Origin of the sequence: Tautonia rosea (assembly GCF_012958305.1) — a bacterium.
Classification (GTDB): Bacteria; Planctomycetota; Planctomycetia; order Isosphaerales; family Isosphaeraceae; genus Tautonia; species Tautonia rosea.
The window spans coordinates 278,268-295,604 of record NZ_JABBYO010000009.1 but is presented as its reverse complement, the minus strand read 5'-3'; the positions used below and the strand labels follow the sequence as shown (position 1 = coordinate 295,604).

Here is a 17,337-nt window from a genome sequence, read left to right as displayed (position 1 = left end):
AAACCGGACGCGACCTGATCACCGCCCTGCACCTGCTCGGCCACCCGGCCACCTCCCCGGCCGACCCGACCGGCGAACCCGCCCTCGTCTGGTCCCTCGCCGCCTCCGCCTTCCCGAAAACGGTCCAACCCGCCACCGACACCCCCGGCGACCCCGCCGCCGTCGATCGCCTCCGATCCTTCGTCGACCACCAGATCGCCCGCCTCGAAACCCTCCGCCCGATCGTCTGGGACGACGTCGACCGCCCCGAGGCCGACGCCATCGAGGTCGCCGCCCTGATCGACACCTCCAAGGCCGGCCAACTCCGCCACCGCTACCGCCGCGACGCCTTCCGCGACTTCCATAAATCCCTCAACGCCCTGACCCGCCTCCGCTCCGAACGCTCGAAAACCTTCGCCCGCGAGGCGAAGCTCATGAACGCCTCCCGCTCCCAGCACTCCGACCGCCCCGCCTACGTCCCGCCTCCTCCCCCCGATTCCCGAAACGAACCCCCGTTCAACCCGGCGACCTCGCCCGACGATCGCCATAACCCAAAGTCACAAAGCGAGATCCGAAACGAAGCCCCCGGAGCCTTCTCCTCCCCCGACCAGCGCACCGAAGGGCGCACCGACGAGCGCACCGAGGCCTCGTTCCCCGCTCCCGAGGCCCCGCTCGACCACCCTCAGGACGTCTCCCGAGGTTCGCTCGACGGCCCAAGTCGGTCATGACCCCGCGGCTCTCCCTTCCGATCGTGCCGGTCCTGGAGCTTGCTCGCCCCGGTCCGACCCCTCCGCGCGCGCCTCGATCCGGCCCCGCTCCTCGCTTCGGCGATTGCTCGGTCCCAATCGGCGAAGGGACACGCGCCCCGAGGCCCGTCGTGTCGTCGACGGCGCTCCGTCGGGGTTCGAGGGAACAGGGAACCTCATCGACGACGCCTCCCCCCCTCATCGAGAACGGCCAACCGCAGGACGTTGCCCTCGTCCGGTCGGGGCGGGGTCGGTCGTTGAGCCGGGCCTCCCGACGGGTATGATAGAGAGGGTCAGTGCCGGCCGAGCGTTTCTCGGCCCTGCGTTTCTTCCCGCCTGGAGGGCCGGTGTCCATGTCCGGTCCGGAGTCGGTACGAACCCGGGTGCAGCGTGTCCGAGCCCACGGCGTCGAGTCGGAGATCCTCTGGGATCGCCTCGCGGCCGAGGAGCCGATGGAGATCCGCCTCGGCTTCGGCCCGACGGATCGACGGACGGTCCGGACGATCGGCATCACCATGCGGACCCCCGGCCACGACCCCGAGCTGGCCGTCGGCTTCTTGCTCAACGAGCGGGTCATCCCCTCGCCCGAGGCCATCGACGAGGTCGCCCGCGAGGAACCCGAAGACGCCGGCCGATCGCTCGACCGGATCATCCGGGTCGACCTGAAACCAGGGGTCGAGGTCGATCTGGAACGCTTCGCCCGGAACGTCCTGACCAACTCCAGTTGCGGCGTCTGCGGGACCGCCACCCTCCGTGCCCTGAACCTCGACGGCTGCCGGCCGAACCCAGGCCACGGGCCGGTCGTCGAGGCCGAGACGATCCACCGTCTGCCGGTCTTGCTCCGTCACCACCAGCGCGTCTTTGTCGAGACCGGCGGCCTGCACGCCGCGGCCCTGCTCGATCCCTTCGGTTCCCTGATCGCCGCCCGAGAGGACATCGGCCGTCACAACACCGTCGACAAGCTCATCGGCGCCCGAGCCCTGGGAACCCTCGACGGTCCCCACCCCGACGCCGAGCCGGCCATCCTGCTCGTCAGCGGTCGGGCCGGCTTCGAGATCGTCCAGAAGGCCGTCACCGCCGCCTTGCCGATCGTCGCCGCCGTTGGGGCCCCGTCGAGCCTGGCGGTCGAGGTGGCCGAGACCTTCGGCCTGACGCTCTGCGGCTTCGTCGGTCCCGATCGATTCAACGTCTATAGCGCCCCGTGGCGGGTCCGGGTCCGGGTCGAGGCCGCCTCGACCGCCGACCCCGCCCCTTGACCCCGCTCCTTCCTGGTTGGTTTGCGATCCGCGGAGGCTCTCCTCATGGCGCCCGACTCTCGCGACACCTCGCCGAAGCCCCCCCCCACGACCCCGGAGTCTCCGTCGCTGCCGCCGAACCCGTTCGACGACGAGCACGGCCACCCCAGCGACGAGCCACCGGCCGAGTTCTCCGCCCTGCACCTGAAGAAGCCCGAGCACAAGGCCGCCGGTCCCGAGGCCGTCTTCCACGCCATGAAGAAGGTCACCCGAGAGGCGGGACTCGTCCGAGGGTTGAACATCCTCACCCACGTCAACCAGGACGGCGGCTTCGACTGCCCGAGCTGCGCCTGGCCCGACCCCGAGCCTGGCGAGCGGACCAGCTTCGAGTTTTGCGAGAACGGCGCGAAGGCCGTCGCCGCCGAAACCACCACGAAGCGCGTCGACCGGGCCTTCTTCGCCCAGCACTCCGTCGCCGATCTGGCCCGGCATGGCGACGACTGGCTCGACGCCCAGGGACGCCTTGCCGAGCCGATGATCCTCCGTCCCGGCGCGACCCACTACGAGCCGATCGCCTGGGACGACGCGTTCCGCCTCGTCGCCGACGAGCTGAACGCCCTGACCTCTCCCGACGAGGCCGTCTTCTACACCTCGGGTCGAACCAGCAACGAAGCGGCATTCCTCTATCAGTTGTTCGTTCGGCAGTACGGTACGAACAACCTGCCGGATTGCTCGAACCTCTGCCACGAGTCGAGCGGCGCGGCCCTCGGCCTGACCCTCGGTGTGGGCAAGGGGTCGGTCCACCTCGACGACTTCGCCAAGGCGGACATCATCCTCCTCGTCGGCCAGAATCCCGGCACGAACCACCCGAGGATGCTCACGACCCTGCAAAACGCGGTCGAGCACGGGGCGAAGCTCGTGGCCATCAACCCGTTGAAGGAAGCGGGCCTGCTCGCCTTTGCCCACCCGCAGCAGGTCCGCGGGATGCTCGGCTTCGCCACGACCCTGGCCGATACGTATCTGCAAGTTAAGATTAATGGCGATCAAGCCCTGTTCCGCGGGCTGGCCAAGGCCCTGTTCGACGCGATGCTGCATGAGCGAGGCGACGCCATCGACCGCCTGTTCATCAATGAGCATACGTCCGGATTCGACGCCTACCGCGAGGTCGTCGAGCAGACGACCTGGGTCGAGATCACCCGCCTGAGCGGGATCGATCGCGAGCAGATCGAGGCGTTAGCCCGCCGCCTGGCCGAGACCGACCGCATCATCTGTTGCTGGGCGATGGGCCTGACCCAGCACAAGAACTCGGTCGCAACGATTCAAGAAGTCATCAACCTCTTACTTCTTCGAGGGGCGCTTGGTAAGCCCGGCTCGGGAGTTTGTCCGGTCCGGGGGCACAGCAACGTGCAGGGGGACCGGACGATGGGCATCTGGGAACGGATGCCCGACCGCTGGCTCGACCGCCTCGGCGCGGCCTTCAATTTCGACCCTCCCCGGCATCACGGCTTCGACGTAGTGCAGTCAATCCAGGCGATGCACGAGGGGAAGGCCCACGTCTTCTTCGGCCTCGGCGGCAATTTCCTTTCGGCCAGCCCCGACACCCACTTCACGGCCGAGGCCCTCCGCCGCTGCCGCCTGACGGCACAGGTCTCGACGAAGCTCAACCGCTCGCATCTCGTGACCGGCCGCACGGCCTTGATTCTGCCTTGCCTCGGCCGCAGCGAGCGAGACATTCAGGGCGGGGTCGAGCAGTTCGTGACGGTCGAGAACTCGATGGGGATCGTCCACCAGTCGCACGGCGGCTTCTCGCCCGCCTCGCCCCACCTGCTCAGCGAGCCCGTCATGATCGCCCGGTTGGCGGTGGAGACCCTCAAGGAGCGATCGACCGTTCCCTGGCAATGGCTCGTCGAGGATTACGACCGCATCCGAGACGCCATCGAGCGCGTCGTCCCCGGCTTCGACGACTACAACGAAAAGGTCCGCCACCCCGGCGGCTTCGCCCTGGAGCACCCGGTCCGCGAGCGACGTTTCCCGACCTGGGACGGCAAGGCCCATTTCACCCCCGCGCCGTTGAGCGCGATCGAGCCCGAGCCGGGGCAGTTGCTACTCATGACTATTCGCAGTCATGATCAATTCAACACAACAATTTATAGTCGAGACGACCGCTACCGAGGCATTCGCAACGAGCGTCGGATCGTTTTCCTGAATCAGGAAGATATGCATGACCGTGGCCTTGAACCGCAGCAGAGCGTCGACCTGACCGGGATCGATCCGCAGGGCCGCACCCGGATCGCTCGCCATTTCCGGGCCATCCCGTACGATATCCCCCGCGGTTGCGCAGCCGCCTACTTCCCCGAAGCCAACGTCCTGGTTCCCATCGACAGCACGGCCGAGATCAGCAACACGCCGACCTCAAAATCGATCGTCATCACCGTCGCACCATCAGTGGATTAAACTCAAAACGGTTTTCAATCATCAAATGTTCTGAACTGTCCACGGACCCGCTGTCGGGTCCGTGGACATTCATCATGGATACGACTTCCTGTTCTCATGCGTCGAAAATATGGTTGAATATCATCATGCATCTATTGATTGACGTTGCGTTGGCGCGTCACGGGGTCGATGGCTCGGCTTCGTCGTCGGACGGGTTCGACGGAGCGGGAGTGCGTCGAACGGCTCCGGGGGGGGTGGCGTCGTCCTCACGCTGTTCGTTCGGGCGACGCGTCTCGAAGGTCAGCGCGGCGGGGTCGAAGGGGGGGCCGAGGAGTTTGTCGAAACGCTGGCGTTGGTTGCGGTTGAGGATCTTCATGATTTCCTGAACGGTCCGGTCCTGGATCTGGTCGGAGCCGGAGCGGAGTTGTTCAAACTGCTCGCGGAAGCGGGCCTCACGCTCGGCTCGGGCGGCGGGATTGTCGTCGCCGTCTTCGTCGCTGCGGGACGACGGGCGGTTGGCGGGGGGAGCCGCCGCGGGATCGGGGGGGGCGGGCCGTCCTCGGCCGCGAGGCCGGGCGGTCGGGCCGGGATCGGTGCCGGCTCGGTTGGCGTCGGCGCCGGGAGGTCGGCCGCGGTTGCCCCACATCGAGGTACTTTGCTGGATCCAGTAGAAAACCTGCTGCGTTCGGGACTGGGCGAGCACCTGTTGAATCGCCTCGACCTGCACCGGCAGGAGGCCGACGGCCTGGGCCACCTCGGGACGGGCGAGGGCGGTCGCGCCTTCCATCTGAAGGGCGATCTGGTCGAGTCGGCGCCGCTGGCCCTTGTCGAGAATCTGGGCGATCCCGGTCTCGTTTTCCTTGAGGATCTGGGTCATCATGCCCATCATCCCCATCACGTTGCCGACCGAGGGGAAGCCGCGGCCAGGGGCGTCGTCCTCGTCCCGGTTGGGCCGCATCGCCTCGGCCATTTCGCGGCCTCGGTCGCGCATTTCGAGCGACCACTCGCGGAGCAGGAGCTTCTGGTCGTCGGTCAGGGCCAGCTCTTGCTGCACCTGCGGCATCATGATGAGCATCGAGCGGTTCATGCCCCACTGGCCCATCGTGCCGCCAATGCCTCCCCAGCCGGAGAAGCGGTTGAAGCGGTTGGTTTCCCCGAACAGGTTGAACGAGCGGTCGGCCTGGGCCTGGGCCGGCTCGGTCGAAGGAGCCTCGGTCGTTGTGGGGGAGGCAGAGGACGTGGTCTCAGCCTCGGCGGTAGGAGGGGTGTCGGTCGATTCGGCGCGGGGAGGGGGTTGGCGACGGACCTGGGCGAAGGTCTCGGAGACGGTACCAACCAGCAAGACCACGACACCCGTCAGGCAGACGCGTTGAAGCGACATGGAAGGAGACCTCGGAATGTTCCGGCTCGAATCCCCAAGCGATCACATTCGGCGAATGGCCCGCGGTTCCTCCCTCGCGGCGCCGAAGGGGTTGCGAGACGTACCCTGGCGGATACCCGGATGCCGGGTCTCCGGTTTCGGGATCGTTTCCGGGATCGGGTGAGCGGCACGCCAATCAGGGCGATGGCACCGCCGATCCCTGCTGGGGGGTCTGCTCACCGGCACACGTCAGGCGGGGCGAGGAGGTTCTCCGGAAACCCCGGCCGACCGTTCGAAGGTTGCGGGACATGGGCTCGGATGATCCTGGTCATCGACCCGCGTGGGCGTATGTTCGATGGGCCGCGAGGGAACGCGCGTCCAGCGGTCTTTCAGGCGGAGGAACGGACGTTCGAAGGCGTAATACGACAGACTCGCCAGGCCGACTGTGAGGGCGGGAGAGGCCAGAACCATCACAGTGCCCATGTCGGGAATCGACCGCAGCGCAAATCCGAGCCAGCCGGCAATGCCCAGCGCAATCTCGTGGAAGAGGTAAAGGCCGAAGCTGATCTTGCCAAGCCAGACGAGGGTTGGCCGGCGGAGGACAGCCGTCCAGGGATCGCGCGCGGAAGCGGCCCAGGCGACCAGTGCGATCCCCCATCCCCAGATCAAGACGTAATCAATTGCCTGGCGCCACGGGCCTCCTCGGGCCAGGGGAACCGTCAGCACGACGACGACCCCGAGCAAGACAACCCCCCGAGCAATCCAGGGGCCTGCCCGTCCCAGGTTCGGCAGGCGGTGGGTCACGAGCGCGAGCGTGACTCCGGCAAGCAACGTGTCGAGATGAACAATTGTATTGAATCGGAGCAACAGCGGGTTGGCCTCCGACATGGCCAGCGCGTATCGGGCGGCGATCGCCACGGCCATCATCAGGATCACCAGTGCGACCCGGCTCTTCGGACCGACCCAGGCGATGAGCAGGGGGACGAACAGATAGAACTGCTCCTCGACGCAGATACTCCAAAGCACCCCGGCCGAGTCGGACGGCACCGGACCCTGGAAGCCCATCGACCAATTGCCGAGAAAGAGCATGAAGTAAGGGAGTTGCGCCAGGGACTCGGGGCTCCACATCCGAATGTCGAGTCCAAGTGCCCCTCGAATCAAGGGCATCAGACCCCAGCAGATGAGGATCAGCAGATAGTACAGGGGCCAGATGCGAAGGAGCCTTCGGATCCAAAAGGCGCGGAGATCGACCCGGCCATATCGGGATCGCTCGCGGAGCAAGAGGGTGGCGATCAGGTAGCCGCTGAGGACGAAGAAGATCTGGACACCGATCCAGCCATTGTCACGCAGGGTGCCGACGAGCGATGGAAGGCGGAAGCCGATCGTACCCAGGCCGAGGAGTTCCAGCAGTGGGTCGAGCGTGATCGAGACGATCAGGCCGAGGGTCCGCATGATGAGGCCGAGCAGATCGAGGTTGCGGTCGTGAAAGATGTAAACCAGAGCGATGGCCACGGCGCGCAAGCCGTCCAGCTCGGGAAAATAGACCCGACGGGCAGCCCAGCCGGCCTCGGACCCGGGAGGGGTGGCCTCCCGAGCCTGAGGCCCCGGGCGGTCGGGGCTCGTCGGCATCGCCATCGCGACTCCTTCCGGCCGGTCCTGGGCGGGGTGGGATCGATGTGCGAGCCTAGCGGATCTGAGGCGTTGGGGGAACGGTCTGTCGGGGGAGACTCCCGGCGACGGGGACGTGCGCGCGGCTCCCCGTCGCCCGATCGGGCCGATTCGCATCGCATCGCAATCGGATCGAAACCGCCCGAAGGTGGGCTGAGTGTGCCGACCGCGGGCCGGCACGTGAGTTCCCCTGGGAATCAGGGGGTGAGGATTGAACGGGATGTGAACATTGGCCAATCGTTACTGGTCGCTCAGCGGATCGGGCACATATCCTTCGGTTTCGGTGTTGGTCGCACCTTCCTTGATCTCAACCTCGCGCTGGATCTGGACCTCTTGTTCGACCGTCACATCGGTGGTGCTGACTTCCTCGCCCACAACCTCGCCGGTTTCGGCATCTCGGATGCGCTTGACTTCCTCGACGGTGTACGTCGTTTCGTCGACATCGGCGGTGCGGGTGGCCGTTCCTTCCTCGACGCCGGCGACATCTTCGACGGCGCGTTCCGCATCAGAACCGCCACAACCAGCGATTGCCAGCGGAATGAGTGCGGCGGTGAAGGCGGCCAGGGTCACGTATTTCGCGTTCGAACGAGTCAACATGCTTGCTCTCCTTGAGAGATGGTCTCGGGCCGCTCGCATCTCGCGGAGCGGCCCGAGCGGGCCAATCAATCGCTGGAGAGAGCAGATGTGCAATTGCTGTGCCGAGTGAGGTTCGGTTCGCGGGTGTCGTGCTCAGAACGGGCCGAGGCCGGAGGCCCCGCCGATGGGAGGGCCGGGGGGCCGGACGGCGCCGGGCTGGGGGGCGACCGGGTTGAGGGGAGACTGCATGCCGAGCAGCTCGGCCCGAGAAATCGGGCGGCCGACCCCCATCGCCGTCTGGACGACCAGGGCGTAATCGTTGGTCATGACCGGGACGGGACGGTTCGATCCGGAGGCCGTTTGGGCCAGGGCAGTCAATCCATCGGTAATGACCGTGATCGCCTCGTCTGAGGCACCGGCCGAGGCGAGCAGCCGGTTGGTGGCGAAGTTCATCGATGTGACCGTTTGCGGGTTGACCGAGCTTTGCGCAATCGCGTTGCGGAGCTGGTCGATGAACCCCTCGGCGATCGGTTCGGCAGGAGGGCTGAGCTGGCCGACGAGGCCGACCAGCTGGACCTGGATCGCGGTCACGGCCTCGGTGGGCAGGGCTCGGTTCGGGTCGAGCATTTGCAGGAACGCGGGAAGGCGTTCGATGCGTTGCAGACGCATCTGAATCACTTCTTCGCGTGCTTCCTGCATGGCCTGTTCCTGAGCCATTGCTTGCGCGGCGGCTCGGGCTCGAAGGCCCTGGGGGCGATTTGCGGCACCCTGGCTCGCCTCGGCGGTCGAGACGATCGGCGCGGCAGCGGCGTTGAGCCCCTCGACCGTGCTGAGCAACTGGCGGCGTTCCAGGCCCTCGGAACCGGGGACGAAGCGGCGTCGGCGGCGGTCCATCGCTCGGGCCTCCTTTGGGGGGCGAGTCGTCGGCAAAGGGCGATCGGGCGTGATCACCTTGGGCCGATTGCGTCGGGAATCGATTGCGACCGGCTCAGCCGCGTTCTCGAAGGGGAACGGCGGTGAGGCCAGAGCGGATCGAGGATCATCCGTCACATCAAATGTCGGCCGAAGGGCAGCCGACGAGCGTCAACAGCGAGATGAAGCAGGATTCCTACCAAAGTCTTTCCGATCCGACTAGGTCGAATTTCCCGTTCTCGACGGTGTGCTCCGAACGATCACGGCTCGTGCCATCGGAAGGCGAGCAGGGCCCATCCGGCAAACCCGAGGCCGAAGAAACCGAGCGCGGAGATCATCGGCATGGTTTCGGCGAACGAGAACCCGCGGGTGAAGACGCCGTCGAAGCCGTCGATCGCCCATCGGGTGGGGATGGCGGGGGTGAACGACTGGATCCACTCGGGGAACAGGAAGCTCGGAATCCAGCAGCCGCCGAGCATGACCATTACCAGCACGCCGAGCAGAGCGACCGATCGCGCCCCTTGAGGCGTTCGGCCGAGCGTGGCGACCGTCAGGCCGAAGGCCGAGGCCATGATCGCAAAGGAGACGGCCAGGCCGACGAAGCCGAGCAGGTCTCCCTCCAGCCGGTAGCCGAACAGAAAGGCTCCGGCGGTGAAGACGACCAGCGTGATGATGAGCGAGACGATGGCACAACTGAGCACCTTGCTCAGCATCAAGGTCGATCGGGAGATGGGGGCGGCCCGCAGGCGTTTCCACATGCCGCGCTGGCGTTCCTGGAGCAGGACGACGCCCCACTCGACAGCCGAAAAGAGAACGAACTGCACGACCATCCCTGCGAAGGCATGCGCGGCCAGGGCGGCCCGTTCGCCGGCGGCGCCGCGGGGGGCGATCGACGTTTCCTCGGTTTTGAAGGGGAGGGTCAGGCCCACTCGTTCCTCGACGACCGGCTCGAAGGCGATCGGCTCGGCGACCGGCTCGGCCTCGAACCAATCGGCCAGGGCGGGGAAGGCGTCGACCAGTTCGAGGCGGGCGGCCTCGGACTCGGGATCGGGCGATCGCCACCAGTCGTCCTGGCCGGGAAAGAGAGAGAGGAACTCGGCCCGTTCGATGGCCTCGTCGGTGGCCGGGGCGTTCGATTCGACGAGTTCGTCGTCCAGAAGGTCGAGCAGGTCGTCGTTGCCGCCGTCGGGCATGGCCTCGGCGGTGACGGCTTCGAGGATGACCCGCGTCAAGAGACCCCGAGCGAGACTGATCTCGGACTGACTCATCGGGTCGTGCAGGAAGATCAGGGCGGGGGGCTCGGCGTCTCCATAGAGGGCGTCGGCCGAGGCCTCGCCGAAGCCTTCGGGGATGACGATCGAGAGGACCGCGTCCCCCTTGCGGACGGCGTCTCGGGAGGCGTCGAGGGAGGCTTCGATCGCGTCGAGGGTCGTCTCTTCCTGGGCGCCCAGGACGATGCGGCGGGAGATGGGAGAGTCGTCCTCGTCGGTCAATCGGATCGAGATTTTGCTCGGTGGCGATGTCCCCACGCCGCCGAAGATCAGCGCCATGAAGCTGGCCAGGGCGATGGGGGCGACGAACGAGAGCGTGAGCGCGTATCGATCGGCCACGAAGACGCGGAGATCCTTCACCACCAGGGCCATGAGCGGTCGAGCGTTCATGAGTCGCGGAGCGCCCTCCCGGTCAGGTTCAGGAAGATGGTCGAGAGGTCGGCCCGATCGCTTTCCAGGTGTGTGACGGCCAGGCCGAGGTCGTCGAGCGCTTGCAGAATCGAGCTCGAAACCTTCAGGTCGTTCACGTCGAGAATCAACTCGTGGTCGACCAGACGAGCCTGAACGACTCCGGGCACGAGGGAGAGGTGATCGAGCCAGCCGCCCGAGCCGGGGTTGCTCAGCTCGATGCGGAGCCGGGCGTGGCGGTCGAGCAGGGCGGAGAGATCCTTGACGCGGCCGTCGGCGATCACCTGGCCGCGATCGACGATGACAATGCGGTCGCAGAGCCGCTCGGCCTCTTCCATGTAGTGCGTCGTGTAAATGAGCGCCTTGCCGAGGGCCTTGAGCCGTTCGAGTCCTTCGAAGATGGCGTTGCGGCTCTGGGGATCGACGCCGACCGTCGGCTCGTCGAGGAGGATGACCTGGGGATCGTGCAGCAGGGCGATGGCGAGATTGAGCCGGCGCTTCATGCCTCCGCTGTAGGTTCGCACGATCGAATCGGCCCGATCGGTCAGGCCGACCAGATCAAGCCCATCGGTCATCGCCTTGCGGAGCCGGGAACCGCCAAGCCCCTGTAATGCTCCGAAGAAGTGGAGGTTCTCCCGAGCCGAAAGTTCCTCGACCAGCGCCAACTCCTGGGGAACGAGGCCGAGGGTGCGTTTGATTGGGTCGGTTTCGCTGCGAATCGGCTGACCGTTGAAGCGGACGCAACCCTCGTCAGGCCGGAGCAGGCCGGAGATCATCGAGATGGTCGTGGTCTTCCCCGCGCCGTTCGGACCGAGCAGGGCCACCGCCTCGCCCTTGCCGACCTGAAAGGAGACGCCGTTGACGGCGGTGATCGCGCCGAATCGCTTGATCAACGCGCAGGCTTCGAGCACCGGCCGGGCCGCTCGGCGAGCGACGTCCGGAGTGCCGCGGTTGGTGTCGGTCGCGGACGGAACCGGCCGAGGCGATCGGTTCTCGGGCCGACGACGGAGGATGTCGCTCAGGTCGAGTGCGGGGCTGGCCGTCGATCCTGCCATCGTTGGGATTCCATTCCTTCTTCGGGCCTGGCCAGGGTTCGTTTCGAACCCCAAGGCACGAGGGCGAGGGACTCCGTTCCCTCGGACGAGGTCTGGTTGACCCCGCCACCCCTTCCGTCCACCGAGATCCGCTCCAGGGGCTACCGGGCCATCGCCCGTCGGGCCTGCGCGAGGTCGGATTGAATCGGGAACCGTGTCCGCAAGTGATTCAGGTAGGAGTCGATGTTCTGATCCAACCGTCCCTCCCGGCGCATCAATTCGCGGGCGAGTGCGCGGGTGGTGTAGGCGGATCGCAGATCATCGAGGCTCTGGCCGTCTTTCCTCAGACGGGCGTCGAAGGCGTCGGCACTGGCGAAGCCCTCGCGTTGAAGGATGCGGGGGAGCTCGGCATCGGACCACGAGCGGGCGATGGTGGCGCGGAGGTCCTCCAGTTCGCTCGGAGAATCGAGGATGACGCGGGCCTGTTGCAGGACGAGCGATTCGAGGATCCGAGCTTCCATCTCGGCCTGAACCATGCTGATGACCAGGCGGCGGGTCGGTCGCTGTCGGCCGGGGAGCCGGGCGATCCGATCCTTGATGGCCTGGGTCAGCTCGGGAAGGGTGATCGCCTGCGGGCCGACGGTGGCGATGACCGTCCCTTGCGGTGGGGCCGGCTCGACGGGTTGGACGAAGTTCCTCGGCGCTTCAGCCTGAGCGATCTGCTCCACCTCTCCGGCGATCTGATCGAACATGGCCAGCTCGCGAGGTTCGGCCGGCTCGACCGGGGTGGTCTGAGAGGCCAGAATCGTGGTCGGCGGCTGGGGAACGGGTTCGGTCGCCTCGGGAATGGACGGCGGTTCGATGGTGGGGGCCGGGGCAAGCGACGCAGCGTCAAGGGGTTCAACAGGGGCTGCAGGCTGGTCGGTCTCACGAGGCTCGACGGGGTCGGGGGGCGTCAGCGATTCGACCGGCTCCGGAACCTGGGGTGGTTCAACCGGCTCGGGAGTCGTGAGCGGTCGGGGCGTGGCGACCGGCCCGGAGGCATCCCTTGGAGCATTGGGTGTCGAAGGCTCGGGGATGCTGGGTGTGGTGGGGGTCGAAGGCTGGGGGACTCTGATTGGACTGAACGTTTGGGGAGGGGCGAGCGGCTCGACCGGTTCGGGGGGGGGCAGGGGCTGGTAAAGCTCGGGAGAGGCATCGATCGGGACGGGAGAATGAGGACGAGTTCCTGTCGGGTCCGAGGCGGCGGGTTCGATGGGAGAAGAGGAGTTCGCGGCAATCCAGGCCAGTTGTTCGTCGTCGAACCCGGACAGATCCAGCCCCGCGCAACCTGTTGCGGTCAGAGTCAGCGCGGCGATCAAGGGCCAAACACGCATGAGTTCGCTCCAGACCTTCGAACGACGCATGCCGCCACAGATTGGGGGCGACCGTGGCCCGGTTCCTCAACCTCGAACCGGTCGGGCTGCGGACGACCTCGGAACCGAGGCCGAGCGTCCCGGGGGCGGAAGACAGGGCACTCTAGCCTTGTTGGGAAAAAGCCACAACACGAGTTCTCGATGGGGCGAAGGACGGTTGCGCGGGTTCGCTCGGATCAAGGTGCGTCCTGCGTTTTCGAGGGTTCACCGGGATGCGTTGCCCAGGGCTCGGGCCGTCTGGACGCTTGACAAGGATTGAACACCGTGCGACGGTGGACAGTTCCAGCGGATCGATCGCCCAAGGCCGACGGAGGCGGCGATCGGGACGCTCCCGCCGATTTGACCCGCCTCTCCTGAACGACTCCCCGCGACGACCCCCCAAGGAGGCCCGCCATGATCCGCCCCTCGATGGCCCTCGTCCCGCCGATTCTGGCGACGCTTGCGATCGGGCTGGTGACATCCCCGGCCTCCGCCGATGCGCCGTCGATTACCGATATTGCTCCTGCGGGGTTGCAACGCGGGGTCGCCACCCTGGTGACGATCACGGGGGGGAACCTGCAAGGAAACCCCCAACTGGTTGCACCGTTCGAGACGGAGGTGGTGGCCGCTCCGGAGGGGCAGGCGTCTGACGCGGCCAACTGGCGGCTTCGGCTGACCGTGCCGGCCGACCTGGCGGTTGGAGCCTACCCGATCCGGGTTCGGACGGACGACGGCATCTCAAACCCGTTCTTGATTTCCGTCGGTCAATTGCCTCAGGTCGCGGAGCAAGAGCCGAACAACGCGGTTGATCAGGCGCAGGCGGTAGCCCTGCCGACGGTTGTGGACGGCAAGGCCGACGGGAACGACGTGGATATTTTCCGGTTCCCCGGTCGCAAGGGAGATCGGATTGTGGTCGACGCCCGCGCCGCCCGGATCGGATCGGGGCTCGACCCGACGGTTCGCTTGACGACCGCCTCGGGCCGCTATGTGGCCTCAGACGACGACTCGCCCGGCCTGCTGACCGATGCCCGCCTGGTGGTCGAACTGCCCGAGGATGGGGATTACCTCGTCGAGCTGTCTGACTCGCAGTACCGAGGGGCGAACCGGCCGTCGTATCGCCTGGTGATTGGCGCGGTGCCGGTGGCCGACGAGCTGTTCCCGCTCGGTGGTCGGCTGGGTGAGACGGTCGGCCTGGAGCTTCGCGGGGGGACCCTGTCGGAGCCCGTGATCACCGCGGTTTCGCTCGATCGGGCGGAAGGAGTCGAGCACTTCCGGCCCCGAATCTCGGCCACAACGGTTGGGCTCGACGGGCCGTTCGACGTCGAGCTGCCGGCCCCGCTGGTGGTCGGTCGCTTGCCCGAGCTGCGCGAGCCGAGCAATCCGGAGGCTGCTCCCATGCGAGTGGCCCCTCCCGTCGCAATCAACGGCCGGCTGGAGTTGGAGGGGGATGAAGACCGATACGTCGCCGTCGTTCGCCCGGGGACCAAGTACCGGGCCAGGGTCGAGGCGGCCTTGCTTGGGTCGGCCATTGACGGCGTGCTCCGAATCCTCGGGCCGGACGGGAATCAGATTGCCCAGGGAGACGACACCAAGATCGAGTTGACCGGCAAGGGGCAGCCGAACGCCCCCTCGATGAACTCGCCCGACCCCTCGGCCGAGTTCGACGTGCCGGAAGGAGTGACCGAGGTCACACTTGTCGTGCGAGACTTGAGCAGCCGAGGGGGAATTGGCCATCCGTATCGGTTGGTTGTCGAGCCGGTCGAGCCGAAGTTCGAGGTCGAGCTGCGCGTCGCCCAGGTGAGTGTTCCCCGAGGAGGAGCGGCCAACGTGCCGGTCAATGTCGTGCGGCAAGGATTCGACGGACCGGTGACGCTGGCGATCTCGAACGTCCCGGAAGGGTTGACCGTGCGATCGGGGACCGTGCCGGCCGGGCAGTCGAATGGAGTGATTTCGCTGTTGGCCGGTGCCGAAGCGGACATCCCGGCCGTTTCGCTGCGGGTGGTCGGCACGGCCGAAGGGCCGAACGGCCCGGTCGAGGTGCCGGCCGACTCGATGGTGACGTTCGCCTCGCTCGGAGGGTTCCCGACCAATGTCCAGCCGCAGCAAGGGCTGGCCGTCGCCCACGCCTTGCCGACGCCGATCACGATTGAATCTCCGACCGATCCGATCGAGATTGCCCGAGGCTTCGGGGCCGAGGTCCCCTTGACCCTCGCCCGCAACGAGGGAGCAAACGCGGCCCTGGAGGTCGAGGCTCTGCCCGGCCCGACCGGGATCACCGCGCCGAAGGCGACGCTGGCCGAGGGGGCGACCTCGGGAACCGTGGCCGTGACCGCCGCTCCTGACGCTCCGATCGGCCCGGCGATGATCACCTTCACCGCCAAGGGGAAGGTGGCCGACGTGGATCGGACCTTTGCCGTCCCGGCCGTGACCGTGACGGTGGTGCCCCCGGGAGACCTGAGCCTGGCCGCGCCGGCCGTCGAGATCAAGGCGGGAGAGTCGGTCGAGGTGACGGGGACCCTGACCCGCAAGGCCCCCTTCACCCAGGAGGTGACCCTCTCGCTGGCCGACCTGCCCGCCGGAGTGACCGCCGAGCCGGTGACCATTGCCGGCGACGCGACCGCGTTTACCCTGAAACTCTCGGCCGCCGCAGACGCGGCCGCCGGCATGGGGAACGCGCGGGCCTCGGCCGCCTTCAAAGTGGGAGACGCGGATGCTCCCCCGTTGACCGCTCCCCTGGCCGTGACCGTGGTGGCGGCGGGAGAGGGGGGGTGAGCATCCTGAGCCGTGGCCGTTTCCTTGCGAACCATTGGACCATCCGCCCGGAGGACGACGCCTTGATGATCCGAGTGTTTATGATCGGCGCACTGGCCCTCGCCTCGGCGATGGTCGGGCTTTCCCCGGCCCGAGCCCAGGACGAGGCCCAGGAGCCTGAGGCTCCCGCCGCCGAGGCGGCCGAGAGTCCCCGCGTCAGCTTCCTGAAGGACGTGGCTCCGATTCTGGTCGAGAGCTGCGTTGGTTGCCACAACCCGAAGAAGGCCGAAAGCCGGTACGATCTGACGACCTTCGCCTCGCTGGCCAAAGGCGGAGCGATGGGTGAAGGGATCATGCTCGAACCAGGGGACCCGGACCTGAGCTACTTCGTCGAGCTGATCCGCCCCGACGGCGTTCCCTTGATGCCGTGGGAAGGAGAGCCGATCGCCGAAGAAAAGCGGATGATCATCGAACGATGGGTCGCCGAAGGGGCCGAGTACGACGGCGAGGACCCGGAGGCCGACTGGGTTGCCCTGGTCAGCAAGGCCCGAGAGGTCGTCATTCCCGACGCCTACCCGTACCCGATGCCGATCACCGCCCTGACGTTCACCCCCGCGGGTGATGCCGTGATGACCTCCGGTTATCACGAACTGAATACCTATGCCATCGCCGATGCCTCGTTGTCCGAACGCAGTCGAGGCGTGGCCGAGCGAGTGTACGATGTCGCTTTCAGCCCCGACGGGAAACACCTGGCCGCTGCTTCGGGAAGCCCCGGGCAGGCGGGTCAGGCGACGCTCTGGACCGTGGGCGACGATGGCACGCTGAGCGATCCGAAGCGGCTGGTCGAGTCGGAGGATGCGGTCTTCTGCGTCGTCTTCAGCCCCGACGGCACACGGGTGGCCTTTGGCGGGGCCGACCGGGCCATCCGGGTCTTCAACGTGGAGTCGGGCGAGCGCCTGGCCGAGGTCGAGGATCATGCCGACTGGGTGCTCGACATCGCCTTCAGTCCCGACGGCAAACGTCTGGCCACCGCCAGCCGAGACAAGACAAGCAAGCTATTCGACGCGGAGGCCTTCGAGTCGCTCGTGACCTTCCCCGGACACGGAGAGCCGGTCTACACGGTAAGCTTCGCGGCGGATGGGAAGATGGTGATGAGCGGCGGTGGCGACAAGCGGATCCGAATGTGGAACCCTGACGAAGATGCCAAACAGGTCCGCGAGTTTGCCGGATTCGGCGGCCCGGTCTTCGACCTGGTTCTGTTTGCCGACGGGCAAAAGCTTGCGGCGTCAGGCTCCGATGCGGTCGTCCGCGTCTTTAACCCCGCGGACGGGGCGGTCTTGCAGACCTTGCAAGGGCACGAGGACTGGGTCTATCGCCTTGCCGTTTCACCCGATGGCGCCTCGCTTGCCTCGGGAAGCTGGGATGGTGAGGTGAAGGTCTGGAACACGGAGGATGGCAGTCTTCGGACGACCATCATCGCCGTTCCCGGCCAGCAAGCGGAGGCGGTCACCGCGCAGGCCGACGCCGACTGACCACCTTGGTCTTGATCTGCCTCACACCCTCGAAACGC

General features: G+C 66.8%; 11 protein-coding genes and 1 pseudogene. 5 read left to right on the top strand and 7 right to left on the bottom strand.

Features of this window, described 5'->3' with window-relative positions:
- The 3 genes and pseudogenes from HG800_RS17710 to HG800_RS17700 form a co-directional block, all read left to right on the top strand.
- A pseudogene (locus HG800_RS17710) lies at positions 1-707 on the top strand (hypothetical protein); the annotation flags it as partial.
- A gap of 371 nt (positions 708-1,078) precedes the next feature.
- Positions 1,079-1,981, top strand: a complete 903-nt coding sequence (locus HG800_RS17705; protein ID WP_169977964.1) for a formate dehydrogenase accessory sulfurtransferase FdhD — start codon at positions 1,079-1,081, stop codon at positions 1,979-1,981.
- A 45-nt stretch (positions 1,982-2,026) separates the two neighbouring features.
- Positions 2,027-4,414, top strand: a complete 2,388-nt coding sequence (locus tag HG800_RS17700) for an FdhF/YdeP family oxidoreductase (protein WP_169977963.1) — start codon at positions 2,027-2,029, stop codon at positions 4,412-4,414.
- A 157-nt stretch (positions 4,415-4,571) separates the two neighbouring features.
- Here HG800_RS17700 and HG800_RS17695 read toward each other — a convergent pair whose 3' ends face one another.
- The 7 genes from HG800_RS17695 to HG800_RS17665 all read right to left on the bottom strand — a co-directional run bounded on the left by HG800_RS17695 (position 4,572) and on the right by HG800_RS17665 (position 12,998).
- A complete protein-coding gene (locus HG800_RS17695; RefSeq protein WP_169977962.1) occupies positions 4,572-5,774 on the bottom strand; it encodes a Spy/CpxP family protein refolding chaperone in 1,203 nt (400 codons plus the stop codon).
- A 228-nt stretch (positions 5,775-6,002) separates the two neighbouring features.
- Positions 6,003-7,388: an acyltransferase family protein gene (locus HG800_RS17690; RefSeq protein ID WP_235963757.1), complete on the bottom strand. Its 1,386-nt coding sequence runs from the start codon at positions 7,386-7,388 to the stop codon at positions 6,003-6,005.
- 273 nt (positions 7,389-7,661) lie between these two features.
- The gene (locus HG800_RS17685) at positions 7,662-8,018 is read right to left on the bottom strand and encodes a hypothetical protein (protein ID WP_169977961.1); all 357 of its coding nucleotides are present in this window, start codon (positions 8,016-8,018) and stop codon (positions 7,662-7,664) included.
- 132 nt (positions 8,019-8,150) lie between these two features.
- Positions 8,151-8,891, bottom strand: a complete 741-nt coding sequence (locus HG800_RS17680) for a hypothetical protein (RefSeq protein WP_169977960.1) — start codon at positions 8,889-8,891, stop codon at positions 8,151-8,153.
- 278 nt (positions 8,892-9,169) lie between these two features.
- Positions 9,170-10,570: an ABC transporter permease gene (locus tag HG800_RS17675; RefSeq protein WP_169977959.1), complete on the bottom strand. Its 1,401-nt coding sequence runs from the start codon at positions 10,568-10,570 to the stop codon at positions 9,170-9,172.
- The gene (locus HG800_RS17670) at positions 10,567-11,643 is read right to left on the bottom strand and encodes an ABC transporter ATP-binding protein (RefSeq protein ID WP_169977958.1); all 1,077 of its coding nucleotides are present in this window, start codon (positions 11,641-11,643) and stop codon (positions 10,567-10,569) included. The genes HG800_RS17675 and HG800_RS17670 overlap by 4 nt, the downstream gene beginning before the upstream one ends.
- A 140-nt stretch (positions 11,644-11,783) precedes the next feature.
- Positions 11,784-12,998, bottom strand: coding sequence for a hypothetical protein (locus tag HG800_RS17665; protein ID WP_169977957.1), 1,215 nt, complete (start codon positions 12,996-12,998; stop codon positions 11,784-11,786).
- A gap of 432 nt (positions 12,999-13,430) precedes the next feature.
- Here HG800_RS17665 and HG800_RS17660 point away from each other — a divergent pair, with 432 nt between their 5' ends.
- Together HG800_RS17660 and HG800_RS17655 are read left to right on the top strand one after the other, a co-directional pair.
- A complete protein-coding gene (locus HG800_RS17660; RefSeq protein ID WP_169977956.1) occupies positions 13,431-15,788 on the top strand; it encodes a hypothetical protein in 2,358 nt (785 codons plus the stop codon).
- Positions 15,785-17,299: a c-type cytochrome domain-containing protein gene (locus tag HG800_RS17655; RefSeq protein ID WP_169977955.1), complete on the top strand. Its 1,515-nt coding sequence runs from the start codon at positions 15,785-15,787 to the stop codon at positions 17,297-17,299. Before HG800_RS17660 ends, HG800_RS17655 begins: the two co-directional genes overlap by 4 nt.
- Positions 17,300-17,337: the final 38 nt, after the last annotated feature.